The sequence below is a fragment of the Bradyrhizobium altum genome, from assembly GCF_020889705.1.
GTDB classification, from domain to species: Bacteria; Pseudomonadota; Alphaproteobacteria; order Rhizobiales; family Xanthobacteraceae; genus Bradyrhizobium; species Bradyrhizobium altum.
The window spans coordinates 1-23,518 of sequence record NZ_JACMYP010000016.1 but is presented as its reverse complement, the minus strand read 5'-3'; the positions used below and the strand labels follow the sequence as shown (position 1 = coordinate 23,518).

At 59.8% G+C, this 23,518-nt stretch carries 24 protein-coding genes and 5 pseudogenes; 21 read left to right on the top strand and 8 right to left on the bottom strand.

Annotated features, from left to right (window positions below; genetic code table 11):
• The first annotated feature begins 13 nt into the window (after positions 1–13).
• From H8B02_RS07220 to H8B02_RS07200, 5 genes and pseudogenes are all read left to right on the top strand, one after another.
• Complete coding sequence (locus H8B02_RS07220) at positions 14–415, top strand: hypothetical protein (RefSeq protein ID WP_229165602.1); 402 nt, start codon at positions 14–16, stop codon at positions 413–415.
• Between the two features lie 122 nt (positions 416–537).
• Positions 538–1,419: an MBL fold metallo-hydrolase gene (locus tag H8B02_RS07215; protein ID WP_312000684.1), complete on the top strand. Its 882-nt coding sequence runs from the start codon at positions 538–540 to the stop codon at positions 1,417–1,419.
• Positions 1,323–1,782, top strand: a pseudogene (locus tag H8B02_RS07210) (SOS response-associated peptidase family protein); the annotation flags it as partial. The gene H8B02_RS07215 and the pseudogene H8B02_RS07210, both read left to right, overlap by 97 nt.
• Before the next feature lie 414 nt (positions 1,783–2,196).
• Positions 2,197–3,192 carry an ABC transporter substrate-binding protein gene (locus H8B02_RS07205; RefSeq protein ID WP_229165600.1) on the top strand — a complete coding sequence of 332 codons (996 nt, stop codon included), beginning with the start codon at positions 2,197–2,199 and terminating at the stop codon, positions 3,190–3,192.
• 397 nt (positions 3,193–3,589) lie between these two features.
• Positions 3,590–5,290 carry an adenylate/guanylate cyclase domain-containing protein gene (locus H8B02_RS07200; RefSeq protein WP_229165599.1) on the top strand — a complete coding sequence of 567 codons (1,701 nt, stop codon included), beginning with the start codon at positions 3,590–3,592 and terminating at the stop codon, positions 5,288–5,290.
• 448 nt (positions 5,291–5,738) lie between these two features.
• On the opposite strand, the gene H8B02_RS07195 is transcribed toward H8B02_RS07200, so the two are convergent.
• The gene (locus H8B02_RS07195) at positions 5,739–6,674 is read right to left on the bottom strand and encodes a GlxA family transcriptional regulator (RefSeq protein ID WP_229165640.1); all 936 of its coding nucleotides are present in this window, start codon (positions 6,672–6,674) and stop codon (positions 5,739–5,741) included.
• Positions 6,675–7,039: 365 nt separating this feature from the next.
• Here H8B02_RS07195 and H8B02_RS07190 point away from each other — a divergent pair, with 365 nt between their 5' ends.
• The 11 genes and pseudogenes from H8B02_RS07190 (at position 7,040) to H8B02_RS07140 (ending at position 16,630) form a co-directional block, all read left to right on the top strand.
• On the top strand, positions 7,040–7,570 hold the full coding sequence (locus H8B02_RS07190) for a GlcG/HbpS family heme-binding protein (RefSeq protein WP_229165598.1): 531 nt from the start codon (positions 7,040–7,042) through the stop codon (positions 7,568–7,570).
• A 29-nt stretch (positions 7,571–7,599) separates the two neighbouring features.
• Positions 7,600–8,478 carry an alpha/beta fold hydrolase gene (locus tag H8B02_RS07185; RefSeq protein ID WP_229165597.1) on the top strand — a complete coding sequence of 293 codons (879 nt, stop codon included), beginning with the start codon at positions 7,600–7,602 and terminating at the stop codon, positions 8,476–8,478.
• 546 nt (positions 8,479–9,024) lie between these two features.
• On the top strand, positions 9,025–9,807 hold the full coding sequence (locus H8B02_RS07180; RefSeq protein WP_229165596.1) for an alpha/beta hydrolase: 783 nt from the start codon (positions 9,025–9,027) through the stop codon (positions 9,805–9,807).
• A pseudogene (locus H8B02_RS07175) lies at positions 9,779–9,874 on the top strand (cupredoxin domain-containing protein); the annotation flags it as partial. The gene H8B02_RS07180 and the pseudogene H8B02_RS07175, both read left to right, overlap by 29 nt.
• A pseudogene (locus H8B02_RS07170) lies at positions 9,874–10,253 on the top strand (tautomerase family protein). The pseudogenes H8B02_RS07175 and H8B02_RS07170, both read left to right, overlap by 1 nt.
• A gap of 57 nt (positions 10,254–10,310) precedes the next feature.
• On the top strand, positions 10,311–11,159 hold the full coding sequence (locus H8B02_RS07165; protein WP_229165595.1) for an enoyl-CoA hydratase/isomerase family protein: 849 nt from the start codon (positions 10,311–10,313) through the stop codon (positions 11,157–11,159).
• Positions 11,160–11,250: 91 nt separating this feature from the next.
• Positions 11,251–11,721 carry a (2Fe-2S)-binding protein gene (locus H8B02_RS07160; protein WP_229165594.1) on the top strand — a complete coding sequence of 157 codons (471 nt, stop codon included), beginning with the start codon at positions 11,251–11,253 and terminating at the stop codon, positions 11,719–11,721.
• A gap of 2 nt (positions 11,722–11,723) precedes the next feature.
• Complete coding sequence (locus H8B02_RS07155; RefSeq protein WP_229165593.1) at positions 11,724–13,904, top strand: xanthine dehydrogenase family protein molybdopterin-binding subunit; 2,181 nt, start codon at positions 11,724–11,726, stop codon at positions 13,902–13,904.
• 42 nt (positions 13,905–13,946) lie between these two features.
• Positions 13,947–14,210: pseudogene (locus H8B02_RS07150) on the top strand (redoxin domain-containing protein); the annotation flags it as partial.
• A gap of 400 nt (positions 14,211–14,610) precedes the next feature.
• Positions 14,611–15,117 carry a DUF305 domain-containing protein gene (locus H8B02_RS07145; RefSeq protein ID WP_229165592.1) on the top strand — a complete coding sequence of 169 codons (507 nt, stop codon included), beginning with the start codon at positions 14,611–14,613 and terminating at the stop codon, positions 15,115–15,117.
• A gap of 1 nt (position 15,118) precedes the next feature.
• On the top strand, positions 15,119–16,630 hold the full coding sequence (locus H8B02_RS07140) for a YncE family protein (RefSeq protein ID WP_229165591.1): 1,512 nt from the start codon (positions 15,119–15,121) through the stop codon (positions 16,628–16,630).
• A gap of 84 nt (positions 16,631–16,714) precedes the next feature.
• On the opposite strand, the gene H8B02_RS07135 is transcribed toward H8B02_RS07140, so the two are convergent.
• Positions 16,715–17,593, bottom strand: coding sequence for a LysR family transcriptional regulator (locus H8B02_RS07135; RefSeq protein ID WP_229165590.1), 879 nt, complete (start codon positions 17,591–17,593; stop codon positions 16,715–16,717).
• 160 nt (positions 17,594–17,753) lie between these two features.
• Here H8B02_RS07135 and H8B02_RS07130 point away from each other — a divergent pair, with 160 nt between their 5' ends.
• Both H8B02_RS07130 and H8B02_RS07125 read left to right on the top strand, forming a co-directional pair.
• Positions 17,754–17,996: a hypothetical protein gene (locus H8B02_RS07130; RefSeq protein ID WP_229165589.1), complete on the top strand. Its 243-nt coding sequence runs from the start codon at positions 17,754–17,756 to the stop codon at positions 17,994–17,996.
• A gap of 72 nt (positions 17,997–18,068) precedes the next feature.
• The gene (locus H8B02_RS07125) at positions 18,069–19,124 is read left to right on the top strand and encodes an alpha/beta fold hydrolase (RefSeq protein ID WP_229165588.1); all 1,056 of its coding nucleotides are present in this window, start codon (positions 18,069–18,071) and stop codon (positions 19,122–19,124) included.
• Here H8B02_RS07125 and H8B02_RS07120 read toward each other — a convergent pair.
• Positions 19,108–19,551, bottom strand: coding sequence for a hypothetical protein (locus H8B02_RS07120; protein WP_229165587.1), 444 nt, complete (start codon positions 19,549–19,551; stop codon positions 19,108–19,110). The genes H8B02_RS07125 and H8B02_RS07120 overlap by 17 nt on opposite strands.
• A gap of 284 nt (positions 19,552–19,835) precedes the next feature.
• The gene (locus H8B02_RS07115; RefSeq protein WP_229165586.1) at positions 19,836–20,186 is read right to left on the bottom strand and encodes a hypothetical protein; all 351 of its coding nucleotides are present in this window, start codon (positions 20,184–20,186) and stop codon (positions 19,836–19,838) included.
• Positions 20,187–20,317: 131 nt separating this feature from the next.
• Between H8B02_RS07115 and H8B02_RS07110 the strand changes: the two genes are divergently transcribed.
• The gene (locus H8B02_RS07110) at positions 20,318–20,545 is read left to right on the top strand and encodes a DUF3606 domain-containing protein (RefSeq protein WP_229165585.1); all 228 of its coding nucleotides are present in this window, start codon (positions 20,318–20,320) and stop codon (positions 20,543–20,545) included.
• Between the two features lie 21 nt (positions 20,546–20,566).
• Here the strand turns inward: H8B02_RS07110 and H8B02_RS07105 are convergent, their stop codons facing one another.
• Both H8B02_RS07105 and H8B02_RS07100 read right to left on the bottom strand, forming a co-directional pair.
• Positions 20,567–20,752, bottom strand: a complete 186-nt coding sequence (locus H8B02_RS07105; RefSeq protein WP_229165584.1) for a hypothetical protein — start codon at positions 20,750–20,752, stop codon at positions 20,567–20,569.
• A gap of 143 nt (positions 20,753–20,895) precedes the next feature.
• Positions 20,896–21,171 carry a hypothetical protein gene (locus tag H8B02_RS07100; protein WP_376711610.1) on the bottom strand — a complete coding sequence of 92 codons (276 nt, stop codon included), beginning with the start codon at positions 21,169–21,171 and terminating at the stop codon, positions 20,896–20,898.
• Between the two features lie 427 nt (positions 21,172–21,598).
• Between H8B02_RS07100 and H8B02_RS47955 the strand changes: the two genes are divergently transcribed.
• Positions 21,599–21,820, top strand: coding sequence for a superinfection immunity protein (locus H8B02_RS47955; RefSeq protein ID WP_312000682.1), 222 nt, complete (start codon positions 21,599–21,601; stop codon positions 21,818–21,820).
• 75 nt (positions 21,821–21,895) lie between these two features.
• Here H8B02_RS47955 and H8B02_RS07090 read toward each other — a convergent pair whose 3' ends face one another.
• The gene (locus tag H8B02_RS07090; protein ID WP_229165582.1) at positions 21,896–22,096 is read right to left on the bottom strand and encodes a hypothetical protein; all 201 of its coding nucleotides are present in this window, start codon (positions 22,094–22,096) and stop codon (positions 21,896–21,898) included.
• Positions 22,097–22,455: 359 nt separating this feature from the next.
• Positions 22,456–22,629, bottom strand: coding sequence for a hypothetical protein (locus H8B02_RS07085; RefSeq protein ID WP_229165581.1), 174 nt, complete (start codon positions 22,627–22,629; stop codon positions 22,456–22,458).
• A gap of 505 nt (positions 22,630–23,134) precedes the next feature.
• On the opposite strand from H8B02_RS07085, the pseudogene H8B02_RS07080 reads away from it, so the two are divergent.
• Positions 23,135–23,518 (top strand): annotated as a pseudogene (locus H8B02_RS07080) (histidine kinase); the annotation flags it as partial.

The window sequence follows — 23,518 nt, the reverse complement described above, 5'->3', positions numbered from 1 at the left end:
ATGGACGATGCCAATGAAATTCGTTCCTGCCGCCGCATTGGCACTCATTGGCTGCCTTGTCGGCTTCAATTCCGCAAACGCACAAGGAGCCGCCATGAAAACGACGCCGACGACCAAAATTCTCGCCATCGGGACCATCAATCCCGGTTTTGAACAAACGCAGGTGTTTGCCGTCCTACCGGAGGAAGTTCGGGAAACCGTTGACCTCTACCTCGATGGCAAGATCGAGCAATGGTACTCGCTGCAGGGAAAGCGGGGCGTGGCGTTCATCATCAACGCCACCGATCCGGCCGTCGCTCACGAAATGCTCGAGAAGCTGCCTTTGGGTAAAGCACATATGATGAGCTTCGAACTGATACCCATCGGCCCGCTAAACCCGCTTCGTTTTTTGCAGGGCATGCAGCCGAAACCTTGAGTTCCGCAAGACGTGAGGCGCATCAGCGATGATCCAGCAAGTCGAGAGCCTCGAGATCACCGTCCTGGTGGACAACGGCACTGACAGCTTGTCGACCAATCCTGGGGTTTGTTGAAACCGAGATGGCCGGCGCTTGGCGGCGGGGGATGAAATGGCTGAGCGGACGGTGCCTTTGCTGTGCCGCCCATGGCCTGTCCTGCCTGATCACCACCCGGACCCCGTCGTCACAACACACGCTTCTGTTCGACACGGGTCCGGACGAGTCCATCTTCGAGCGCAACGTCATCAGACTCGGCGTCGATATGGACGGCGTCAACGCGATGATGCTCTCGCATGGCCACTGGGACCACGCGGGAGCGATGCCGCGCGCGCTGCAGATGATGACCCTGGCGAACGGGGGCCGGCGCGTGCCGACCTACATGCACCCCGACATGTTCGCCTCGCGTGCGGTGAAGGCCAAGGATGGCCGCCCGATGCGCATGGAGGACATTCGCAGCCAGCATGTCCTGGCAGCGAATGGGGCTGATCTCATCATCACCCGTGACGAGCAGTCGGTCCTATCGAACACCGTCTTCATCAGCGGCGAGATCCCGCGGATGACGTCCTTCGAAAAGGGCATGCCGGGCCAGCACAGGCTGGACGCCGCCGGCGAGTGGACCCACGATGAGCTCCTGGCGGATGAGCGGTTCGTCGCCGTCCACTTGGCGAACAAGGGCCTGTTCGTCTTCACGGCCTGTTCGCACGCCGGCCTGATCAATGTTCTCACGCACGGGGCGGAGCGGTTTCCCGGCATTCCCCTCTTTGGCGTCTTGGGCGGTCTCCGCCTGGCTGGCCCGACGGAGGCGATGATTCCGGAGACCGTTGATGCGCTAGAGGCCTTCGATCTTCAGGTGATCGCCGCGGCGCACTGCACCGGCTGGAGCCGGACAGCGGCACCACGAGCATCCGCAACACGAAGAGCAGCCACTGGAAGTCGTGGCTGGGTCCGGAGCATCGCTGCCTAGTGCCATTCACCAGTTTCAGCGAGTACGACACGATCGAGGGCAAGAAGGTCCCTGTCTGGTTCGCTCCGGACGAGAGCCGGCCGCTGCTCGCGTTCGGCGGCATCTGGACCAATTGGACGTCGGTGCGGAAGGCGAAGGAAGGCGAAGTCACAGCCGACGTGTTCGGCTTCCTCACCTGCGAACCGAACGCGGAAGTGAAACGCATCCACCCCAAAGTCATGCCGGTGATCCTGACGACGACGGAGGAGTACGACGCGTGGCTCCGCGCCCCTTGGCACGAAGCCAAGACGGTGCAGCGTCCGCTACCGGACGCTCAAGATCGTGGCGACCGGCGAGAAGGAAGATCCCGCGTTGGCGGCGTGAGGCAATACGGCAGGACGCTGCTGCCGAAATGGCGCAGCGCCGTTTTGCACAGGCCAGCGTTGGAAAGCTCCGAGCGTTGGAAAACTAACGTGTTTTGTGCCGCGTGTCGAATAACCATGTGCATTTACTGCAGTGCATGAGTCCGTTGTTGGCCCTCTCCGGAAGTGCCCCTCTGACTATCAAAGGTCCGGTGCCGGGGGTGAAGCGGACGTTGCGGTTGCGCGTTCCGACTTCCGAGTTTGACCCGAAGGCGACATTGCATCACTTCGCAATCACGCGCGCGCAGGGAGCGAGGTCCCATTCTCATAGGCTCGGGTACGTGCAATGATGGTGAATTGCCCTGAAAACGAGATGTTCCGAATTATCCCTTCGGACGAATGGGCAGTTGGCGAGAGAATTGCGAGGGAATCGACCATGCGCATGAAGAAAATCGTTTTCACGGCCATTGCAGCTTTTGGCCTCGTCGTTGTTTGTAGCGCGTCGCAAGCGCAGCAGGCGGATAAGGTATACCGAGTTGGCATGCTCTCCAACTGGGGGCCGGGTCCGGTCTTCGACGCACTTAAAGGCGAGCTTGCGCGGCTCGGCTATGTCGAGGGCAAGAATATCATTTTCGAAGCTCGCTTTCCTGAAGGGCAGCTCGATCGCCTACCAGGATTTGCTGTCGAACTCGTCAATCTGGGCGTCGATGTGATCGCCACCTACGGCGGGCCATCGACGAATGCCGCCTGGAAAGCCAGCAAGACGGTTCCGATTGTGGCCGCTATCGTCGCCGATCCGGTGGCTGTTGGCTTCGCTGCCACGCTGGAGCGCCCAGGTGGGAATATCACCGGAATCACCAGCGACGACCCATCACTGGGCAGTCGGCAATTAGAGATACTCAAGCAGTTGATTCCGAACCTCGCGCGTGTCGCAATCCTGAGCGATTCAGATATTCCAGGCGCCGACGCCAGCGGTTTGGCTCCTGTTGAGCGCAATAAAGTAGCCGCAGCCCGGGCTGCAGGCGTCACTCCACAAGTGCTGAAAGTACACGGTCCAACGCCAGATCTTGACGCGGCATTCAAGGCCATGGCCAGCGAGGGAGCCGAAGCGCTGATAGTTCTGGAGGTGCCCGTTACAATCCCCGTGCGCAAGCGAATCGCGGAATTGGCAGCGGCGCATCGCATGCCGGCGATTTTTTGGGGGGGCGCGTCGGACGCGGGGGGCCTCATCACATACGGCACAAGCTTCACCGATACCTTTGCCGGCGTGCCGAGTGTAGTCGATAAGATCCTCAAAGGCGCCAAGCCGGCAGATGTACCCTTCGAACTCATCACGCGTCGCGAATTTGTAGTCAACCTCAAGACTGCGCAAGCCCTCGGCTTGACAATTCCAGTCGACCTTTTGAAGCGCGCCGACCACGTCATCGAGTAACGGCTCGCAGGTAGCACGATGTCGCCTTCTGGCCCTTCGCGTCCGTTGGCGCGGTGCTGCGACATGTCCGTAGCCGGGGGTAAACCGGAAGTCCCGTGATCAGGTGCAGACGGGCGCGATTGACCCGCAGCCGACTTCCCGCAACGCAACGATCATCCTAGCCGCGGACGCCGGGCCACTGCTCTGAGCCTCGACCGAAGCTCGAAGCCTTTGCCCGTCGTCGGGCGGTAGCGCGGGTCGCCAAATGCAAGCTGTGACAGATAGGCGCTCCCGCGATTACCGCCCACGAGTGCGCAACAAAATGCTAAACTGTTCTTCGTCCCTCCGGCGTGGTTAGTCTGGCGGTTTAGAGGGTGCCGTGACCGAGCAGCGGGTTCAAAGGCGATTAGCGGCGATCTTGGCCGCTGACGTGGTTGGCTATTCCGCGCTCATGGAGCGCGATGAGGAAGCCACCTATGCCAAGTTCGAGCGGCTCAAGCGAGAATTGATCGAGCCCAGCCTCGCCCGCCACGAAGGGCGACTTATTAAGACAACGGGCGATGGCGCGCATGCGGAGTTTGCCAGTCCTTTAGCTGCCATGAGATGCGCGGTTGAGATACAGGATCATCTCGCCACGGCAGGCGGTCCCCTAAGGTTGCGCGTCGGGCTCAACCTTGGTGACGTTATCGTGGGGCCGGACGGTGACCTCTATGGCGACGGGATCAACATTGCAGTCCGCCTGGAGGGCATCGCCGATCCGGGCGGCATCCTGATTTCTGAAAAGGTGTACAGCGAAGTCGAAGGCAAGTTGGACGTAGGCTTCGAGGATCGGGGCGAGCAGCGGCTCAAGAATATCTCCAAGCCGGTCCGCGCCTACGCCGTCCGCGCGGGAACTCATAGCGGGCTGACTGAGAGGCTAACTGCGTCCCCTCCAATCCTTGGCAAGCCATCGATCGTTGTCTTGCCGTTCCAGAATATGAGCGGCGATGCCGAGCAAGAATACTTTGCCGATGGGATGGTCGAGGAGATCATCACCGCGCTGTCGCGGTTCAGATCTCTATTCGTGATCGCGCGCAATTCCAGTTTTACTTACAAGGGCAAAGCAGTCGATATCAAGCAGGTCGGACGCGAACTCGGCGTCCGCTACGTGCTTGAGGGAAGCGTGCGTAAGGCGGCCGGAAAAGTCCGCATCATCGGCCAATTGATTGATGCCACGACTGGGGTGCACCTTTGGGCTGATCGATTTGAAGGTGACTTGAGCGATATCTTCACTCTACAGGACCGGATGACCGAGAGCGTTGTCTCTGCCATTGAACCAAAAGTGTTTCAGACGGAAATCGATTTGGCCGCGCGTCGGCCGAACAGTCTAAGCGCCTACGACCTTTGCCTCCGAGCAATACCGCACCTCTATTCATTTACCCGAGGCGGATCGGCTGAGGCTCTTCGGCTCGTTTCTCGCGCATTGGAGATTGACCCTCGGTATGGCTTTGCTGCAACCCTTGCGGGGAGCTGCCACATCCAAAATGTAACTCAGGGATGGGCGGCTGATCCGAAGTCGGAATTTGCAGAAGGATTGCGGCTTCTCCAGCTAGTACTCAGTATCGATGGAAACGATCACTTAGCCTTGAGCATGCTAGGCTACGCAGCGGCCTGGTCCGGTGATTTCGACACAGCAAGGGAGATGGTGGATCGTGCGATCGCGTCTAATCCGAATGCAGCCTTCGCATGGAGCACACGAGGTTGGACCTACCAAGTAGCGGGGAACCCCAAAGAGGCAATCCGGAGCTTTGAGCGCGCCGTCCTGCTAAGCCCGTTTGACCCATTGCTATTCGTAACGTTTACAGAAATGGGGGTTGCATTCATCGGTCTTGGCCGTTTCGATGAGGCGGTTGCCGCGGCCAAGAGGGCTCTCAGCCAGAACCAGATTTTTATGCCGTCCTATTGCTGCCTCACGACGGCCTTGGCTCATCTGGGACGCGAAGCCGAAGCGAGGGACGCGGCGGCCCGCCTGCTCGAACTCAAACCCGATTTTCGCATTTCTGAATGGGTAACCCGGAGAGGCCCACGGACCCACCAAATGTTTATCGACGGTCTTCGCAAAGCTGGGCTTCCGGAATGACGCCGTCCCGTCTCGCGGTGCCAGCGACGTGATCGAGGGGGCCGCGACCGCCACTTCCAATATTGGGCCCTAAGCCGATGATGGCACTGACCATCGGCACGTCTGCTCTTCCGGGGTAGACCGGACATCGCCCAGCTCGGCTCTGATTGCCGGTTTTGACCCATTTCGGACGTCAGCTCGGTGAGTCCGCTCATCAGGTCCGACGGGAAGCCATCGCGGCAGGACTAAACCGACGCGATTGACCATAACGGTCGTTCTGACGCGATTGGTGTTTCAAGTTGTGCTTGCCCCCGAATGACCGCGTCTGTTCCTCATAATGCATTAACACGGTTGAGGATGAGAACCATGCTCAGGACCTCTGCGATCTCCTCGGCATCGATCTACTAATCTCATACTGGCAGGGAGGGGCGGGCGCCGCGTCGGCTGAGTTCGCCGCCGCCCTCGCTGGTCACGCGCGGGCTTCACGCCGTAACTCTCGCGGAGGCTGTCCGAACCGGCGTATGAAGGCCCGGCGCATCCGGTTACGGTCACCAAAGCCTACTTCCCGCGCAATGACGTCGATCGAATGCCGGCCGTCTTCCACCATCACCCTCGCTGTCTCGATGCGCATGTTCTCAACTACCTTGGCCGGCGACTGGCCCGTTGCCTCCTGAAAGGCGCGACTGAACTGACGTGGGCTGAGATGCGCGGCTTCGGCAAGCCGCTCGACCGTCAACGTGGTATGGAGATTTCGCCGGGCGTAATCCAACGCGCTCTGGATACGGTCCGACTTGGGTTCGAGCTCGAGCAGGGCGGAATATTGAGACTGGCCGCCCGCCCGCCGGTGGTAAACGACCAGATCTTTTGCCACCAATCGAGCCAGCTCCCTTCCGGCATCTTTCTCCACCATGGCCAGCGCCAGGTCGACACAGGCGGTGCACCCCGCCGAGGACCAGACCGAGTCATCAATGATGAAGATGCGATCTTCCTCGACCTTCACCGTCGGAAAGCGTTCCTGAAGATCACGGGCATAGGCCCAGTGAGTTGTGACGCGGCGGCCGTCCAGCAGACCCGCTTCCGCGAGGACCAGCGCGCCCGTGCAGATCGACGCAATCCTGCGAGCCTTTGTCGGAGCATTCCTGACGTATTCGAGTAGGCCCGGTGAAAATGTCGGCTTGGCGACGAGCGTCCCAAGCACGATCAACGTGTCGAAGTCGGTCTGGTCAAATGCCTCCGTCTCCAGGGTCACTCCACTGGAGGTTCGGATGGGCCCTCCCGTCTCGGAAAGGACATGCAAATCGTACGGCGGCTCTCGAGCAAGCATGTTCGCGCACTCGAAGACCGAAAGCGTGCTCAGGCTCAGCACTTGAAAATCTGGGAACGCGATGAAGCCGATACGACGCATGATGAATCCTCCAACGAGCCGTGCTTTTGGCCGCGAGCCAAGACGGAATGTTGCCGGAACATAAGTCGGATTCATTCGCTCAACCTCCCTTATCTTGTCGGGACAAATTGTCAATCCGACAGGACCACCGGCCGGTGTGGCAAGCCTGTCCGGTGTTCCGATGCGGACCGCGAGCACGTCGGCCGACACGTCACGAACGGGACTCGGCTGCAGGGGGGAGTGAGCAGCCATCTCCAGCGACAATGCCATGGCCGGAAACGACGCATCTACGACATTTTGGCCACAGTCCGGCGGCGTTAGTCTCGCTGCAGAGCCGACGCACCTGCCGTGATCCATCGAATCCCATCGACCCAAGGGAGGCAAAAATGATGAAATCCGGGACGGCCTTTGCGTTAAGCGCGTGCGTTTCAACCACCCTCCCGTTCGATGCAGCGGCGCAAGTAGCGCAATCCGGATATGCACTGCCGCTTACGCTCGCTGTGGATGCGGCAACCACCGCGATTGATGCCTGTGAGGCCAACGGATGGCCGGTCTCGGCGTTCGTAGTGGACAGCTCCGGCGTCGTCAGAGTGCATCTCAAAGGCGACCACAGCACCATCCACACCAAGGATTCCGCCTTCCGCAAGGCCTACACGGTGGTGACCATGGGGCCGATCTTCGGTTTCGACCGAACGAGCGTCTTTGCCGAAACCGTCAGCAAAAATCCAGCTGGCGCCAACTCGGCGCTTTTCAACCTCCCCGACATCATTGCCCTTGCTGGAGGGGTGGCGATCAAGCGCGGCAACGAGATCGTAGCCGGGCTCGGTGTCGGCGGAGCACCAGGCGGCGATCGGGACGAGGTGTGCGCGCAAGAAGGCGTGGCCAAGATCGCCCCACGGGTGAGCGCCAATCGCTAAGGTCGCCAAAATCCCCACGGAGATCGACCATGCTGTTCAAAAACATCACTATCGACGGTCTCAACATCTTCTATCGCGAGGCGGGCAACGAAGCCGCGCCGAAGCTTGTCCTCCTGCACGGCTTTCCGGCGTCGTCGCACCAGTATCGTAATCTGATCACGGCGCTCGCCGACCGGTTTCATGTGATCGCGCCGGACTATCCCGGATTTGGCAACTCAGACATGCCCAATCCGGCGACGTTTATCTACACCTTCGACAAGATATCCGAGATCATCGAAGCGCTCCTCGCCAAGGCCGGCTTTACCCGCTTCGGACTATACGCCCAGGACTATGGAGGCCCGGTCGGCTTCCGCATCGTCACAAGGCGGCCAGACTGGCTGGAATGGCTGATCATTCAGAACACCAACGCCTACGAAGCCGGCTTTACCGCCGCGTGGGATGGTATGCGCGGCGCGTATTGGAAGGGTCGCACGCCCGAGAACGAAAAGCCGCTTGAAGCCTTCCTGCAGGCCGATACGGTCAAGCTCGTCTACACCCACGGCCATCGCAGACCGGAGCTGATCAGCCCGGACAACTGGAACATGGATCTGCACTACCTCGATCGGCCGCATGCGCGGCGGGTCCAACTTGATCTCTTCTACGACTACCAAACGAACGTCGAACTCTACGCGCAGTGGCAGACGTTCCTAAGAAAACATCAGCCGAAGACCATCATTTTCTGGGGGCAGGACGACATCTTCTTCACGCGGGATGGCGGCGAGCTCTACCTCAAGGATCTTCCCAATGCCGAAATGCATCGATTGAATTCCGGTCACTTCGCCCTCGAGGATTCCTTGGCCTACATCGCCGAGAAAATGAAGGCGTTCTATGACGGAGTGAGACCGGGAGACTTCGTGAACGTTGCATGAAAAAAACAGCAGAGCGGCCATAGCGAAGCCACCCCTTGAGACCAGGGGAAAGGTCACGAAACTCTCGAACAAGATCGTCGCCCTTACCGGCGGAATCTCCGGTATCGGACTTGAAGCCGCGAAGTTGTTTCGAGAGGAAGGGTGCAACGGGTCATCATCGTCGGGCAAAATCCGACCCGGTTGCAATCCGCAGCAAGCCTGCTCGGTAATCGCGTCACCGCGCTCCGAGGCGACGTGAGGAAGCCCGCCGAGATTGAAAACAATGAATCAAGCAGATCAGCGAAAAGTTCGGCCGTATCGACGTGTTGTTCGCCAGATCCCGCTCCATCGCTTCGGCGGAGGCCGGGGAAATCGCCTAGGCAGAGCTGTTTCTCGCGAGCGACGATTCGGCGTTCATGACCGGATCGGAGTTGGCCGTCGATGGCGGCATATCGCAGCTTTGATTTTGTCGATGCGATACGCCCTGCGCCATCAGGATCGAGGGCCCGGTACTTGAAAAGATGCAAGGCGTCGTTAGCGTCTCGCACCAGAAAGCAGGAACCCGCTGTGGGTCGAGCCATCAAACCCAACATCGTTCTAGTGCACGGCGCCTGGGGCGACGCTTCACATTGGCGGCATGTCATTCCCCGCCTGCATGAAAAGGGATACCGCGTCTTCGCAGCGCAAATCCCCCTCACCTCGTTGGCCGACGATATCGACCGCACGAGCAAGCTAGTCGCAGCGCAGGATGCTCCCACTCTATTAGTCGGGCATGCCTATGGTTGCGCAGTCATCACGGGGGCCGGCCGGGCACCAAATGTCGTCGGCCTGGTTTATTTGGCAGGGCCCGCTCTCGACGAAGGCGAGAGCCTGAATGATCTCCTAGCGCGGCGAGCACTGCCTGAGGGAGCGGCCAACATCCGTCAGGACAATTATGGGTTTCTATGGATCGCGCCCGAGAAGTTTCGCGAAACCTTCTGCCACGATTTAGACGACGAAACGGAATCGCTGGTATGGGCCCTCACGCAGAAGCCGACGGCGGAGCGTTGTTTCGAAGAGAAGTCGGGACCACCGGCGTGGAAAGTGAAGCCGAGCTGGTACCAGATCTCGGCCGACGACCGGCTGATTCCCGTCGAGACCGAGAAATGGATGGCGCAACGAATCGAGGCAAGGGCGACCATTTCGTTGCAGACGAGTCACGCTTCGGTTGCAACTCGCCCCAATGAGATCGTTATGCTGATCGAGGAAGCGAGCAATGCGGCGGCTGGGAAGGCCGACCATGAAGTCGCCGGGGATTTGCAGCGCAACGATCCAGATCGTTATGGAGAACCTGGAGATCAAGCCGGCTGAGGCGTCGGCAAAATCAGCCGACACTATCGAATGGGTCAATAAGGGTGTCTTTGCCCATACTGCAACGTGCTGGACGCCACGCACCGCGCGTTGGTGGCGGCCTTCCAGATTCCCGAACGCGATCGCTACCAGATCGTGAACGAGCATCCGCCGTGCCATCTTGTCGTCGAAGACATTTGACTTGGAATCGAGCGCACGAAGAATCGCGTCGTGCTGCAGATTGTGACCCGCCCTCGGGAGAGACTGGCCAAGGAAGTTTTCTATCATTGTGCGAGAGCCTGCAGGAGGAGTGTGACATCGAGCCGTCCGACGTCGTCGAGTCGATAGTCACCAACTCGGATGAGGATTGGTCGTTCGGCAATGGGCGAGCCCAGTTTATGACGGGTGAGCTCGGGGCGACGTCGTCGGAGCGCTCCAAAGAGCGATCTGTTCCAATCAACGGGTAACCATGGGTTGCGCGTCCGAAGCGTGCGTCACTGTTCGGCAAATCTGAGGAGTTCACCATGAATCCCAGGGAAGTGACCTTGTCCAACCAGCAGATATGGCTTGAACGCTGTCTGCCGACGTACTGGCGTGTGACGTTTGATCATCCGCCACTCAACATCTTCGGGCCGGACGCCATTCCGCAATTGAACGAGGTCGTCTCAGCGTTGGAAAGCGATCCGCAAGTGAGGGTCGTCGTGTTCGACAGCGCGGTCGAGGGCTTCTTCTTGACCCACTATGATTTCTTCGCGCCGCTCGAGGCATCGACGAGCCTGCCGCCGGGAAAGACGGGCCTGCAAGCGCTTCCCGACATTCTGGCCCGTCTCAGCCGGGCTCCGGTTGCGTCCATTGCTATGATCCGGGGCCGCGCGACAGGTGTTGGAAGCGAATTGGCGCTGGCAAGCGACATGCGTTTCGCCAGCCGCGAGAAGGCCCTGCTATCGCAGTGGGAGCTTGGTGCCGGCCTGGTGCCTGGTGGCGGACCGCTTGCACGGTTGCCCCGCCTGATCGGCCGCGGTCGTGCGCTAGAGGTGCTGCTCGGAGCCGACGATATCAACGGCGACCTCGCAGAGCGCTACGGTTATGTCAATCGCGCGCTGCCTGACGCGGAGCTCGGCGGCTTTGTCGATGCTCTGGCGAGGCGAATTGCCTCATTCGACAAGCAGGGAATCGCCGACATCAAGCGGCTGGTCAATCTGGCGAGCTTGCCGGCAGATGCAGACATCGCGCCCGAATGGGACGCCTTCCTTGCATCTGTTCAACGTCCCGCCAGCCAAAACCGGATCAAGAAGCTGCTGGAGCGCGGCTTCCATCAACCGGGCGATGTTGAGAACCGGCTCGGATATCACATCGGTCACCTTGGTGGCTGACAGCCGATGGTGATGCGTGGAAACGCAGCCATCTAATCTCAATCTCGCGAGATGTCGCGGGAAGGGCAAGCGGAAGGGAGGGAGTGGCATCATGGCCTTTACCATCAAAGTCAACGGAAACTCCCACAATCTCGACGTCGACGGCGACACGCCGCTGCTATGGGTGTTGCGCGACGTCCTCGGCATGACGGGAACGAAATTCGGCTGCGGCATGGCGCTGTGCGGCGCGTGCACCGTGCATATCAACGGCGTCGCCACGCGCTCTTGTCAGACGCCGATCGACGGCATCGGCAAGTCGGAGGTGACGACCATCGAAGCAATTGGTGGGACGGTTGCCGGCGCGAAGATCCAAAAGGCCTGGCTCGACCATGAGGTCGCGCAATGCGGCTACTGCCAGTCCGGGCAGATCATGTCCGCGTCGGCGCTATTGGCAAGCAAGCCGAAGCCGACGGACGCCGATATCGATGAAGCGATGAGCGGCAACATTTGCCGCTGCGGGACCTATGTGCGTATCCGCGAGGCGATCAAGCTCGCTGCGCAAGCCAGCGGGAAGGAAGGTTAGCCATGATCCTCGGTCGCAGCACTTCCCGCATTGAAGGCGACAAGCTGTCGCGCCGGAGCTTCCTGGTCTCGAGTGCCGCCGTCGGCGGCGGCCTGATGGGGCTGAGCCTGAGCTTGCCGTTTGGGTCTGGCAAAGCCGCACAATCCGGCGGGTTCGCGCCAAATGCGTTCATCCGTATTGGCAGCGACGGTGAGATCGTCCTGACCATGCCTTACGTGGAAATGGGACAGGGCACCTATACCTCGATCTCCATGCTGATCGCCGAAGAACTCCAGGTGAGCCTGAAACAGGTTCGTCTAGAGCACGCGCCACCAGACGAAAGGCTCTATGCGAACCCGATGCTAGGCGTGCAGGCGACCGGCAATTCGAACGCAATGCGCGGCGCCTGGAAGCCGCTGCGCGAGGCCGGAGCCACAGCGAGGATGATGTTGATCGAGGCCGCTGCCAAGCGCTGGGGTGCCGATGTGACATCCTGCCGTGCTGAGGACGGAGAGGTCATTCATGCGTCGACCGGGCGGCGTCTCAAGTATGGGGAGCTGGTCGACGCGGCCGCGAACATGCCCGTCCCCGCTGGCGTTGCACTCAAGGCGCCTGACGAATTCAAACTGATCGGCAAGCCGGTCAAGCGGCTCGATGCACCTGACAAGGTCAACGGAACAGCGGCCTATGGTATCGATGCGCGCCCGCCCGGGGTGAAGATTGCGACCCTCGCGCAATCGCCCGTTTTCGGTGGCCGCTTGAAGAGTGTCGACGATGCCGCGGCGAAGGCCGTCAACGGGGTACGCCAGGTTGTTCGGCTCGCCGACGCCGTTGCAGTCGTGGCCGATCATATGGGGGCGGCGAAAAAGGGCCTGGCTGCGCTGAAGCTCGAATGGGATGAGGGGCCGCACGCCGGACTCACAACGGACGACATCGCGCGCGAACTCGAGCAGGCAACGGTCAAATCTGGCGCTGTGGCCCAGAATATCGGCGACGTCGACAAGGCCATGGCGAGCGCCGCCACTAGGGTGGAAGCAACCTATCAAGTGCCGTTCCTTGCACACGCCACGATGGAGCCTATGAACTGCACGGTGCATTTCCGCAAGAACGAGTGCGAAATCTGGATCGGTAGCCAGGCGGTTGCGCGCGTCCAGGCGATGGCCGCGAAAGCGGCTGGCCTTCCGCCGGAGAAGGTCATTGTCAATAATCATCTCATCGGCGGAGGCTTCGGCCGGCGACTGGAAGCCGATGGTGCAGTCCGCGCCGTCGAGATCGCCAAGCACGTCGACGGCCCGGTCAAGGTGGTCTGGACCCGCGAAGAGGACACCCAGCACGGCATGTATCGGCCCTATTGGTACGACCGGATCGCAGCGGGTCTCGACGCACAAGGCGCGCCTGTGGCCTGGAGCAATCGCTATGCTGGCTCCTCGGTGATCGCGCGTTGGCTGCCTCCGGCGTACAAGGGCGGCCTGGATCCCGACTCGACCGAAGGTGCGATCGATCTGGTCTACGATTTCCCGAATTTCCATGTGGAATTCGTGCGCGTCGAGCCGCCGGGCGTTCCGACCGGGTTCTGGCGCAGCGTCGGCCCCTCGCACAATGTGTTCGTGACCGAAAGCTTTATCGACGAGATGGCGGCAGCGGCAAAGCAGGACCCGGTCGCATATCGCCGGGCGCTGCTCGACAAATCACCGCGCGCCAGGGCGGTCCTCGACCTTGCCGCTGAAAAGGCCGGCTGGGGAAAAACCCTACCCAAGCGAAGCGGCCTCGGCGTCTCGCTCCAGAATGTGTTCGGCAGCTACATGGCGCTGGTGGCAGAAGTCGAGGTCTCGAAAACGGGAACGGTCCGCGTGCGGCGCGTGGTCTGCGCTGCCGACATTGGCACGGTCGTTAATCCCGACACGGTGCAGGCGCAGATCCAGGGCGGTATCACCTTCGGCGCCACAGCGGCGTTGTATGGCGAAATCACGCTCAGGAACGGACGGGTGCAACAATCGAACTTTGATAGTTACCAGATGCTTCGCATCGACGATGCGCCGGCCATCGAGGTGCACATTGTCAAGAGTTCAGAGCCACCAGGCGGCATGGGCGAGACCGGGACATCGGCAATCGTCCCCGCTATCGCCAATGCGGTCTTTGCCGCGACCGGCAAGCGCCTGCGCAAGATGCCGATCGACGCCGCCACGTTGAAGCAGCCGGTCTAGATGCAGGCACCACTCGGAGAGCGTTCACATGCGGTCTCTGATATGGTACCGGGAGCGAGCTTTCCTGACTACGAGCTTTCTGACCACACGGCGAAGCATCGGAAACTCTCAAAGCTGCAAGGCCAGGACCCGATGATTGTGGTCCTGAGCCGTGGCAGCTTCTGCCCGAAGGATCGCAGGCAGGCTGAGGGACTGCTGCAGCTTTATCGCGAGATGGAGGTTGGATACTGCCGGCTGGTCACCATCAGCACCGACAACATCACCGAGACCAGCGAATATCGCAGCGGCGTCGGCGCGCATTGGCCGTTGTCGGGTCCTGTGGGATGTCTGTGACCGGAAGAGCTCTCGATTGCGGTCATTTCTTGCAGGAAGAACGCCCTCAGAATCTCATCGCCTAACTGCGCCAGTTGTTGAGTTGAGGCCGCCCGTTGATGTCGCTTATTGGCCCATCGCTGCCGCCTACGCGGTAGCGCCACACGTCCGGTCGCAGGGACGGACCGGAAGTTTTCAGCCGGGCGCTACGCCGACGCTTTTTGGACCCAAGGCGGTCATAAGCCCGATCGAAATCTCGCACTGCAGCAGCCAGCGGTCACGTCGTGATGTGCTATCATTATTCGGGCACCGACCGCCTGGGCCATTGACTGCCTTACTTGCAGCGTTGCTTGTCGGTTTAGCCGGTCTGGCACTACCGCACGCGGGGGAAGCCATGTCGTCAGCCTTTCGCATATCAATCATCTCACATGGGGCAGCGATAGCGGTCGGCGCCGTTGCCGCGACAGCATATCTGACTGTCCATTCGGTCAGCCGGCAATCGCTCGCTGACTACTTCTCAGCGATCTGCGCGAACACATTTGGTTCCGCGTCTACCGCGGAGGCTCCGTACCTCGCCGAAAATGTCAGCGCGATGACAAAGATGATGATCGACATGGGTATTAGGCCGTCAGGCGATGTCGACGCCGATTTTGTGGCGATGATGGTGCCGCACCATCAGGGTGCCATCGAGATGGCGCAGGCTGAATTGCGTTACGGACGTAATGAACCGCTCCGGCGTATGGCTCAGGAAATCATAGTCACCCAGCTGCAGGAGATCACTGCAATGCGGCTGTCGCTTGGTCAAGCCTTGCCACCCTCCGTACCATCGCCTGATCATTTTCCGCCTGCGGCAATGAACGATTCGAAACTTGATAATGCAACCTTGGTGAAGGAGCCGTGATATGCGACGCAAGGTCATACTGGCCGTTCTGCTGGTTGCGATAGGTCTTGTCGGTGTCCGCCATGCCTTCGCAGGACAGGCTCCCGCGGCCGCATCCGACCCCGATATTCCGATCGGCCATCAAGATCGCGTCTACTCCGCCGAACAGTACTCGAACACTGTCTCGGTCACTGATCCCGTCGACAACAGGCTTGTTGGCACCATCCGCCTTGGCGATTCGTTGCCTGCCAATCTCAGTCCGCTCTACAAAGGTCAGTTGTTGGTGCACGGCATGGGGTTTTCCCCTGATCATCGCACCATCGCGGTTGTCGCAGTTGGCTCGAATGCCGTGAACTTCATCGATACGGCGACCAATAGCGTGAAGCACGTTACCTATCTTGGACGCTCCCCACACGAAGCGTTCTATACAATGGATGGCAAGGAAGTGTGGGTCACCGTCCGCGGCGAGAACTACGTTTCTGTACTCGACGGCACGACTTACGAGGAAAAGGGGAGGATCGTCGTTCCCAACGGTCCGGGTATGACGAGTTTCTCGCCCGACGGCAAATACGGCTACGTCTGCTCCTCGTTTACACCGGAGACCGAGGTCGTCACCGTCGCCGATCACAGAATTGTCGGCAGGGTTCCGCAGGCAAGCCCGTTCTGTCCCAACATCGCCGCGACGCCGGACAGCAAGCAGGTCTGGTTTACCCTGAAGGACACAGGCAAGACCCAGGTGTTCGACGCGCAACCGCCGTTCACGCTCCTGAAGACCCTCGACACCGGTCCGATCACCAACCACGTCAATATCGTGCGTAACGCCAAAGGCATGTTTGCCTACGTCACGATCGGCGGCCTCAACGAGATTAAAGTGTTTCGTACCGACGATTTCGAGCAGGTCGCGACCATTCCTGTCGGCAAGTTGCCACACGGAATCTGGCCGTCCGGGGACGGCACGCGAGTCTATGTTGGGCTTGAAAATGAGGACAAAGTAGCCGTAATTGACACACTGACGAACCAGGTCATCGCGACGAGTCCCGTCGGCCAAGCTCCGCAAGCCCTCGTCTACGTGCCGGATGCCGTACCCGCGATGAGCGGCGGCCTCAACGAAGCGATGACGAGGATGACGGTCGCGCCCGAAGGTCTTGGAACCAATAATCTGCAGCCGCTCGGCATCGCCGGTCAGTCGACGGAACTGTCGCTGGTGCCACCCGGCGCAAACAAGGAGGCAAAAGCGCCAACCAGCGTTTCGCTATCCGACCAGGGCTTGGTGCAGATCCTGGAGGCCGCCGTCACTGGTCTCGAACCGGGAAAGCCATATCTGCTTGCGCTTGCGAGTGAGCCGTCGGGCACTGGCGTTCTCGAACCACTGCAAGGCTTCATGACCAACCCTGCGGGCGCAGCCGTCGTGAATGCAATCGGACCAATCCGCCAGTTAGTGCGCAGCGAGGACAAGGCCCCGCGTCGCTACCTTGTGATCCTTCCCGGCACTCCCGGGACCCACGGAACTCCCGTTCAAATCCAAAAGGAATGAGTCGTGGCACGTCGACGTATGGCTGCAGCGCGTGAGTTTGCCCTTGGCCCCAAAGCCGATACCGTCCCAACAATGAAGGTGACCTTACATCTGGAAAACGGAGAGTAACGCTCTCTCCGCGTGGCTCGCATGGCGCTCCTTATGTTTTAGGACGAAAAACGAGCGCGTCGGCAGCTCGACCTTGACGCGATAAAGTGCCCCTGCAGCCAGCGACCGTGCTACGACCAAATCCGAAATTGCCGCCGCGCAGTCTCCGGACTCCACAGCCGAACATACAGCTTCGTTCGACGGCAACTCGAGCTGGACATTGAGATCTGATAATTTGAGCCCCAATTTCTTGAGCGCGGCCTCGAACATTGACCTGGTGCCCGAGCCTGGCTCACGCAAAATCCACCTTGCTTCTGTGAAGAGCTTTGGTGCAATGCGTGCCTTGCCGATCCACGGATGGCCCGGTCCGACGACCACGGCCAACGAGTCGCCTTTCATTTTCTGGACAGCCAGCGCGGGATCATCAACCTCGCCTTCAACAAAGCCAAGGTCCGCGTCTCCTCGATACACCGCTTGGGCAACGTTCTCGGTATTTGCCATCGTCACATGCAGATCGATGCCCGGATAAGCCTTCCGAAAAGTTTCGGCGCGTGGTGGAAGCCAATAGTTTGCAATGGTCTGGCTCGCAGCCAGGCTCAACGAGCCACGCTTGAGGCCAGCCAAATCGTCCAGGACCTGCGCAGCGGCCTTGGCGCGCGTCATGACCCCGCGTGCTTCATTGAGGAAATCCCGGCCGGTCTGGGTCAGTACGATCCCGCGGCCGACACGGTCGAACAGCTTGATTCCGTACCGCGCCTCGAGTGCTGCGATCGCGGCGCTCGTTGCTGATTGAGTCAAATTGAGTCCGCTCGCCGCTTGAGTCACGTGCTGCTTCTCCGCGACTGCGATGAAAATGCGAAGCTGTTCTAAGGTCATTGCCCGTCACCCCGGAAGTTTGATCAGCGTGACACAAGTCATTATCGATAACCGGTTTGATTAAGTGATTATATCGATTGAAACGACATAAACAATAAGTTTGATAGGTTGATTGGACGGCTCTAGCCTGGTGGCGTCGGAATCGAAAAGGAGAAGCTCAATGACTACAATCAAACTCTTGTCGGCGGGACTGATCGCGATCGCCATGCTCACGACGTCCGCCGTGGCACACGAGAATTCCATGGCCGGACGACACGTCGCACTGAAAGGCAATGCGAGTGCCTACTCCACCACTGGCCACTTGATTTACGGCCATACCCGCATCGCCTGGGAATCCAGTACAGCCCGTCAACATCAGCCCGGCGGCGTTTGCGACTACGCCGATAATCCGGCGATATGCTGAGCCAAGGACATCGGCGTCTGCCAAGGCCGCCCTCTCGATCCAGGTGCGGAGCATCGAATTTGGAGACTTTTCATGGATAAGATCAGAACATCTCAAGGCATCGACCATCGTCGCCGCCACTTTGTAGGTGCCGCTGCCTTAGCCGTCGCCGCCGCCCAGCTCGGCATGATCGGCGCGGTAGGCGCGCAGCCTGCCAAGGTAAAATTGCCCTCGGTCAAGCCTGAATCGCGCACTTCGTTCGGTCCGCTGAAGCAGGTCGATGCCGGTCTGCTCAATGTCGGCTACGCCGAAGCCGGCCCCGCCGATGGTCCGCCAGTGCTGCTTTTGCACGGCTGGCCCTACGACATTCACAGCTTTGTCGATGTCGCACCCTTGCTGGCGCAGGCCGGCTATCGGGTGATCGTACCCTATCTGCGCGGCTATGGTCCGACGCGCTTTCTTTCAAGTGAAACGCTCCGGAATGGCCAGCAAGCGGCCGTGGCGCTCGATATCATCGCGCTCATGGATTCGCTCAAGATCAAGAGGGCGACCCTCGCCGGCTTTGATTGGGGCGCGCGGACGGCCAACATCATCGGGGCGGTCTGGCCGGAGCGCTGCAAGGCCATGGTCTCCGTGAGTGGTTATTTGATCGGCAGCCCTAGCATGGCGCCATTGCCGCCAAGGGCTGAGCTCGCATGGTGGTACCAATATTACTTCGCCACGGAAAACGGCCGGGCCGGCTACGACAAATACCGACACGATTTTGCAAAGCTCATCTGGAAGCTCGCTTCGCCAAAATGGGACTTCGACGATGCCACGTTTGATCGCTCGGCAGCGTCCCTGGACAATCCGGACCAGGTCGCCATCGCGATCCACAATTATCGCTGGCGAATCGGCTTGGCCAAGGGCGAGCCGCAATACGAAGATCTGGACAAGCGACTTGCGGAATCTCCGGTCATCACGGTGCCTACCATCACCATGGAGGGCGATGCCAATGGTGCGCCACACCCGGAGCCGAGTTCCTACGCCAAGAAATTCTCGGGCAAGTATGAGCACCGGACTATCAAGGGGGGCATCGGGCACAATCTGCCGCAGGAAGCCCCGCAAGCCTTCGCCGAAGCGGTCGTGGACGTCACTTCTGAAAGCTGATCGGCGTTACGGACGTGCGGACCGGTGCAATCGCGGTCCGCAGGTTGCCTCGCATTGAGGGTCCCACTGATTCTGCTCGGCTCGCGCCGGCGAGTTGATCGAATAGGCCCATTTTGCTGTTCTTGGTGTCGTCAAAATCAGGGAGTATTTCCTCGTCTTCTCGCTGGTTTCCCTTGAGATCGTAGAAGTGCTTGAATGCGTTCCAGTACTTATTTCTGAGGCGGCGAATCTTAATTTGGTCTAGGTGTGGCTGGGTTTGCAAAATGTGGGTAGAGAAAGGCTCCCTGCCGCTCGCCTGTGCAAGCCCCTCGATCAGTTCGCCACCACCGCAAGCCAAACTGTGCACGCCGATCGGATCTTTATCTCTCAAGAATAGATCCATGGCAGTTAGCAATTGAGCTCGCGCAACGCCAATCTTGTCGATCATTTACCAGTTCCCATTCCCGCCTGCGGAAACTGCGGCCTAACATCGGCGCCCCGGCGACCGCAAGTTTTGCAGGTGAAGCGGCCCTCGAGGTCGGAGAGGCGGACGCTATCGGGCCACCAGTATTCCAAGATGCTGCAGCCGCGCTTACTTCTCCGCCTTCAGTCCGACCTGCCGGCGGATGGCCTCCGGACATGCTAGCATGCCAACAGGGACGATCAAAAACAGGAAGCCTAAAAGCGCCTTGGTCCCGATCGCCTCAGGCTTTCTACGCTGGAAGGGCATGCCTAGACCAGTCGGAGTACAAGCTGCTTCTGGTCCCGGCCCATATGGCGATCAATGAAATCCCGCAGATGTGCTGGCACATCGGTCAGCTGCAGGTCACAGCGTCGCTGGATCTCGCGTGCGACGTCCTCCGAGACGTCGTCAGACCACCGCTCTGACGTATTGAAGGCGGCGACCCTGATTGGGTTTGCATACTCGCCGGCCATCAGGTCCTGAATGACCGTCTCGAGGTCCGCAGTCTCAAGATCGGCCTCCCGCCAGGCGCGACCTATCCGGCCGAAGTCGTCTGCGACGAGGTAAACCGTTTGGTCATCACTCGGGACAATCGAAGGCGTCCAATTCGATTTACGCATAAAACAACTCCACGCAACAGAACCGGGATTTCAAGCGACCGCAGCACGATTCGTTCCGGGCGCAGTAGAGCCTGCGAGGAACCCGCGGATCGTACTTGGCGTTTGGCCTCCGTTGGAATTGGGAGACTTCAATGGCAAAGAAAGCAACGAATGGCGCCCGCGGGCGTAAGCAGGATCGAGCCCGCGTCGCCGGAGGACAAGATTACGAGGTGCGCTACGAAGCGAGTAAAAGCGGGAAGTCGGCAGCGACGGTGAAAAAGGCCATAAAAAAGGTCGGCAATAACCGGAAGCGAGTTGAGGGTCGGCTCGGGTCAGCAATCAAGAAGTCGTTGGGAACGACACCCTCGACAAAACGGTAGGCCCCGCGCTCGAGAAAGCGATCAGTTCTGCGGTCTTCGGAACGGGACCACATCCCCATCGGCCGCGCGGATCACCACCCTGGTCATCTCCATCACGTCAAAGCCTAGGTCGGCCACGGCATCCGCAACGCCCTGACGATCCAGTTCGCGGACGATTGCCTCAGCTACCTTCATGAGCCGCGCCGTTTCGGCGGTGGTATCGGTCATAGATTTATGGTCCAGCTTTCTCGACGGGGGTCTACTTCTTCGACTTGACCTAAGGAGGCATCGCGCCCGCATGAAGGCCTGAAACCACACAATTTCACCGCTCTCCTGGCCACCACGTCGACGGCGGGTTCATGGCCGAGATCTTATTGGATCGGCGTCCACTTCGGCCGCCGCACGATGTCCAGCGCGACCGTCTGGTGGGTCTCGCAGCCGAGGCACTTCACCTCGAGGTAGCGATAGCCGGCGTTGAGCGCGTCGCCGAGCGCAGGGGAGGGCTGGGCCGGTCCCTGGAAGGCGAGCATGCGGGCGTTCCAAGCTTGGCAGGCGACGGCGTCGGCCTCCAGCCGGGCTTCCTTGGCCCGCTCGGCCAGGTGCCGGACCGTCGCGCCGAACATATACTCGCGAGACTTGGATCCCATTGTCCATGATCGCGCCGATCCGCGGGGGTGGGAAGCCGCTAGAGCTATCGGGCAAGCCCGCACCCGCCTATAACGACTTGGTCAATGGTCGCCCGACTATGACGGTGGGGCGGAGAAAGAGTCCACCAGGATAATATAGCAGTAGCTGGCGGAGGGGACGGGCGATCCGCGGCGGCCCTACGCAAAGAATGGCCCCAGCGAGCGGGAAACACGCCGAGGCCGAGAGTCGTCATGAAGCATGCCCATTATATATTCCGCTCGAAAGCTCGCATCAAAATATGAAGGTCAGCCAGTTTGGCCTATTTCCGCGCTGAACCCCGTTGGGCGACAGAGTAAAGCCGTGGTTTTACGGAGCAAAAAGCAACCTGCGCGAAGGGGGCACGGGGCTCAACCCCTGCTAGATTAGATTGATTTAGGGGGCATTCCAATGCATGACGGTGGCGGCTCTGCATTTCTGGGTCTCATAATTATCGGGATGATAATCGCTGCCTATTTCATACCCAGCTTTGTGGCTTCCGGCCGAGGGCACCAAAACACCGCGGCGATAGTAGTCATGAACATTTTCTTGGGCTGGACCTTCTGGGGATGGGTTGCCGCGTTGGTCTGGGCGTTCACGGAGGTGCGGCCGAAAGCAGCAACCCGCCCCTAGCCGCTAGGGCAAAACGCACCGAGCAGCGGCCTTCAGCGAAAACTGAAAGGGGACGCTGCCTGGGCGATCTTCGAGCTAGCCCTTCGTTACGATCGGAGCAGGAGCTTTTCCAACCGGGTATTTTCCGACTGGGTACTTGCCAACCGGATATTTGCCAATTGGCATCTTGCCAATCGGAGCCTGTTCGGTGACCGGCTGCGGACGAGGGAGGTCGGCCGCACTGGCAGCAGCCACGAAACCGAAAGTAGCAACTCCAACAACCAGAAACTTCAACATCGTGATCTCCGAGATGGGTAGCTGAGCACGAACACCCTTACCCTCTGACGGCTACAGGGCAATTATCGCTGGTGCTCGTGCGGTCGTTTCTTTGCCAAATGTGACAAAAGCGACACGGGGCGATTACTTTGCGTGGTGCTGGATAAGGACGGGCGAGACCGACCTCGTACTGTCGGCTCAGAAGGTGGCACTTGAAGGACGCTCCGCCCGAGACGCCCTTGGCGAAATTGATCACCTCACCCCAGTCGAGCCGCGTGTCGACCAGCCGACCTGGCCGCACGCGGTGCATTGAGGTGTGCCGAGATATCGTACCAGGCTGCGTTGCCAACCCGTCCCAGCCGTTGCGGCATGGTAGTGAGCTAAATTGAAGGGCTCATTGATCCGCAGGTCTCTTGGGTTTTCTTGAGCGCGTGCGCACGCCAATGTTTGAACACGTACCCCTGCCCACAGTGATGGTGCTTCTGGGTATAGCTAAGCGAACCGATCACAATCAAAGCCACTACGACAAGTCCGGCGACGATGTTCTGCACCATGGTTGTCACTCCCTGGGACCGCACCGCCCCAAACGGGGATGATGGACACCGGAATTCTTCGGGGCGATGGATATTTGGGATTAGGTTTCCCTGCAGGGCATCGATAGCACCCGATACCCCATTCCGCCGATCGGTTCCTTGGCGTCCCAATTGAAGTTTGGCGGACGTCGGCGCCGCGCTTGCCCGTAAGCAAGGGGCTTGGGCGGCTCAATCCGCCTGGGGCTCCGCTGGCTTTCTACGTCGGCTGTCTCGTGGCCTGGAGCCAAGAAGGTCCGGGAGCGGTGACAATTCGGGGCGCGGCTCGGTGGCTGGTTCGTCTCGGATATCGGCCCGACGCCTGCGGCTGATCACAAGGCCAATGAGGCCGACGACTACCAGCACGGCTCCCGCGATGATGAGCCAGTGCGCCATCCCATCGCGGGCTTGATCATGTCCGCCTATTCATCACCTTCAGCCCGATCTCGACCAACCCTCGGATGGGTCTCTGGGCGGCAAGTATTAAATATTGGCGCCGCTCAATAAGTCAGCAGGAACGTTTGCGCAGGCTATCGTCGACACCGTCCGGGAACCTCTTCTCGTACTCGACAAGGACCTTCGCGTACTCGCTGCTAATCGCTCATTCTATTCGACGTTCCAGGTCATTCCGAGCATTACTCAAGGCCAGTTGCTCTATAGATTGGGCGACGGTCAATGGGACATTCCCGGACTCAGGATACTGCTGGAAAGGATCGTTCCAGAACACGGCGTGATGGACGACTACGAGGTAGAACATCAGTTTCCTGGGATCGGGAAGCGTACGATGCTGCTGAATGCCCGCAAGGTGTTCTACGAAGGCAATTCTCACACAACTCTTCTGTTGGACATTGAAGATGTCACCACGCGACGTGCG

Bases quoted from the DNA above. Each gene is read 5' to 3' on its own strand.
- H8B02_RS07220 (WP_229165602.1), top strand. From the start codon at position 14: ATGAAATTCGTTCCTGCCGCCGCATTGGCACTCATTGGCTGCCTTGTC.
- H8B02_RS07215 (WP_312000684.1), top strand. From the start codon at position 538: ATGGCCGGCGCTTGGCGGCGGGGGATGAAATGGCTGAGCGGACGGTGC.
- H8B02_RS07205 (WP_229165600.1), top strand. From the start codon at position 2,197: ATGCGCATGAAGAAAATCGTTTTCACGGCCATTGCAGCTTTTGGCCTC.
- H8B02_RS07195 (WP_229165640.1), bottom strand. From the start codon at position 6,674: ATGCGTCGTATCGGCTTCATCGCGTTCCCAGATTTTCAAGTGCTGAGC.
- H8B02_RS07190 (WP_229165598.1), top strand. From the start codon at position 7,040: ATGATGAAATCCGGGACGGCCTTTGCGTTAAGCGCGTGCGTTTCAACC.
- H8B02_RS07185 (WP_229165597.1), top strand. From the start codon at position 7,600: ATGCTGTTCAAAAACATCACTATCGACGGTCTCAACATCTTCTATCGC.
- H8B02_RS07165 (WP_229165595.1), top strand. From the start codon at position 10,311: ATGAATCCCAGGGAAGTGACCTTGTCCAACCAGCAGATATGGCTTGAA.
- H8B02_RS07160 (WP_229165594.1), top strand. From the start codon at position 11,251: ATGGCCTTTACCATCAAAGTCAACGGAAACTCCCACAATCTCGACGTC.
- H8B02_RS07155 (WP_229165593.1), top strand. From the start codon at position 11,724: ATGATCCTCGGTCGCAGCACTTCCCGCATTGAAGGCGACAAGCTGTCG.
- H8B02_RS07145 (WP_229165592.1), top strand. From the start codon at position 14,611: ATGTCGTCAGCCTTTCGCATATCAATCATCTCACATGGGGCAGCGATA.
- H8B02_RS07140 (WP_229165591.1), top strand. From the start codon at position 15,119: ATGCGACGCAAGGTCATACTGGCCGTTCTGCTGGTTGCGATAGGTCTT.
- H8B02_RS07135 (WP_229165590.1), bottom strand. From the start codon at position 17,593: ATGACCTTAGAACAGCTTCGCATTTTCATCGCAGTCGCGGAGAAGCAG.
- H8B02_RS07130 (WP_229165589.1), top strand. From the start codon at position 17,754: ATGACTACAATCAAACTCTTGTCGGCGGGACTGATCGCGATCGCCATG.
- H8B02_RS07125 (WP_229165588.1), top strand. From the start codon at position 18,069: ATGGATAAGATCAGAACATCTCAAGGCATCGACCATCGTCGCCGCCAC.
- H8B02_RS07120 (WP_229165587.1), bottom strand. From the start codon at position 19,551: ATGATCGACAAGATTGGCGTTGCGCGAGCTCAATTGCTAACTGCCATG.
- H8B02_RS07115 (WP_229165586.1), bottom strand. From the start codon at position 20,186: ATGCGTAAATCGAATTGGACGCCTTCGATTGTCCCGAGTGATGACCAA.
- H8B02_RS07110 (WP_229165585.1), top strand. From the start codon at position 20,318: ATGGCAAAGAAAGCAACGAATGGCGCCCGCGGGCGTAAGCAGGATCGA.
- H8B02_RS07105 (WP_229165584.1), bottom strand. From the start codon at position 20,752: ATGACCGATACCACCGCCGAAACGGCGCGGCTCATGAAGGTAGCTGAG.
- H8B02_RS07100 (WP_376711610.1), bottom strand. From the start codon at position 21,171: ATGGGATCCAAGTCTCGCGAGTATATGTTCGGCGCGACGGTCCGGCAC.
- H8B02_RS47955 (WP_312000682.1), top strand. From the start codon at position 21,599: ATGCATGACGGTGGCGGCTCTGCATTTCTGGGTCTCATAATTATCGGG.
- H8B02_RS07090 (WP_229165582.1), bottom strand. From the start codon at position 22,096: ATGTTGAAGTTTCTGGTTGTTGGAGTTGCTACTTTCGGTTTCGTGGCT.
- H8B02_RS07085 (WP_229165581.1), bottom strand. From the start codon at position 22,629: ATGGTGCAGAACATCGTCGCCGGACTTGTCGTAGTGGCTTTGATTGTG.